Genomic DNA, 2,032 nt, shown 5'->3' with positions numbered 1-2,032 from the left:
GTGGCCGCGCCCGCCGCGCCCGCCGCGCCCGCCGCACCCGCCGCACCCCCGGCAGGAGGCGCGGCGTCGAACCCGAGGAAGCTCGCGTCGTCCACCGTCCCCACGGTCGTGGCGGCGTCGACGCCGAGCGACCGCACCAGCTCGAGCGACGCGCCCTCGCGCAGCCCGACGAGCGCGGCGGCGTCGAGCAGCTCGGTGACGAGCTCGCGGTCCTCGCCCTCGAGCACCGGGCCGATGGTCTGCCCGCTGACGACGAGCGGCTTGCCGAAGCGTCGGGCGACGAGCCCGAGGGTGTTCCGCTCGTAGACGTGCATCGGCCAGAGCGAGGCCATGTTGCCGCCGCCGGCGACGAGCACGCCGTCGGCCTCGCGGACGGCCTCGATCACCTGCCAGGCCGGGTCGTCCTGGGGGAGGTGACCCGCGCCTCCGTCGATCGCCGACAGCACGCGGGCGCGACGCTCGCGCTGGCCGAGCCGGCCGCCGGTCGTCGCGGGGTGGAAGCCGATCGCGGGCACGGCGTCGACGCCGTACCGCTCGGCGGTCTCGGCCGGGTTCGACGAGACGCCGGTGATCGTGGCGCCTCGGGCGCGCAGCTGCACGGTCGCCTCGTGGAACATCGCCTCGTCGCCGATGTGGACCATGCCGTCGAGCACGCCGACGTCTCCGATGGTGACGATTCGCACGGGTGGGGCCTCTCGCTGCGGGACTCGGCAGCGGGATCGATGCCGCCCACGACGGTACCGGACCCCCGCGGCCCCGAGCACCCCGGTCGACCACGTACCGACCCCGCACCGGCCGGTCACCGGGCGGCGATAGGCTCCACCAGGCCCGGGGCTCCCGGGCCGCCCCGGTGCGCCGCGCGCCGCACCGCCACCCGCTGCACCCGAGAGGCACCGCCATGGGCATCCAGACCTCGCTCGACGCGATCCACGAGGCCGACCGCCTGGTCGACTCGATGCGCCTCGCCGACGACCTCGCGCTCGACGCCGCCCGCACGGGCGGGGCCCGGACCATCCGGGTGCTGCGTGGTGCCCTCGGCAGCCCCGACCAGCTCGTCGCCATCGCGGCGACGAACGCCCTCGCGCAGGTCTTCGACGAGCAGGCCGACGTCGTGCTGAGCGACCTGCTGTCGAGCGACCGCACCTTCCTCCGCGAGCACGCCGCGTCGGCGCTCAGCCAGCGGCTGCCCCGCTACGACACGGTCGGTCGGCTGATCGGGCTCGTCGTGGCCGGAGGCTTCACCGGCATGGTCGCCCAGCGCACGCTCGAGCAGTGGTCGTCGGCCGCCCCCGCCGTCGTCGGGGTCGCCCTCGAGGGCGCCCTGATCGGCGTGCACGAGCCCGACGCCCGGTACCGCCTGGTCGAGACGCTGGGCCTCGTGCGCGCCCGCATCGCCTCGCGTCCGCTGCTGACGATCGCCCGCGACCGCGGCGAGGACGAGCACGTCCGGGTCGCCGCCGTCTCGGCCCTCGGTCAGCGTCGTGGCGACCAGGCCGTCGCGACCGTCGTGCACGAACTCGCCCGGCACGACGGCTACCTCGGTGACGTCGCCCGCCTCTCGGCGATCGACCTCTCGGCCCCCGACGAGGTGCCCGACGGCGACCGGGTGCACGACCGCGGGGTCGAGGACGGGCCCGACGGCGACCACCCGGCCGGGCGCGACGGCCTCACGATCGCCCAGCTCTTCCTGCACGCCGACATCGACGCCGGCCTCACCCACGCCGGCAGCGGCGACAACGGAGGCATCGCGACGCTGCTCGTCCGGCTCGGCGACGCGCTCGCCGCGGGCGGCGTGCTCCCCGCAGGAGGCGCGTCGCACGTCCTCGACGACCCCCGGGTCGCCCGGGTGGTCACCCTCTCGCGCGGGTCGGCGGACGCGGCGGTCGCGAGCGTCCACGACCTGGCGACCCGCGCCTCCGGACACGTCTACGGGCGCGTGCCGCTGCTCAGCGACCCCGTCTCGTCGGCGACCGCGTGGCCGCTGCGCGTCGCGGCCCGGCGCGGCATCCGGCGGGTGCTGCGCGCCGCGGGC

General features: G+C 76.9%; 1 protein-coding gene and 1 pseudogene. One reads left to right on the top strand and one right to left on the bottom strand.

Features of this window, described 5'->3' with window-relative positions:
• Positions 1-683 (bottom strand): polysaccharide pyruvyl transferase family protein (locus SZ60_RS15395; RefSeq protein WP_197073583.1); only part of this gene is annotated, 683 nt, incomplete at its 3' end.
• Between the two features lie 215 nt (positions 684-898).
• Between SZ60_RS15395 and SZ60_RS15390 the strand changes: the two are divergent.
• A pseudogene (locus SZ60_RS15390) lies at positions 899-2,032 on the top strand (sucrose synthase (sucrose-UDP glucosyltransferase)); the annotation flags it as partial.

This window comes from Frigoribacterium sp. MEB024 (assembly GCF_000878135.1).
GTDB lineage: Bacteria > Actinomycetota > Actinomycetes > Actinomycetales > Microbacteriaceae > Frigoribacterium.
Note: the sequence above shows the minus strand (reverse complement) of the source record. Positions and strands in the feature narration are given on the sequence as shown.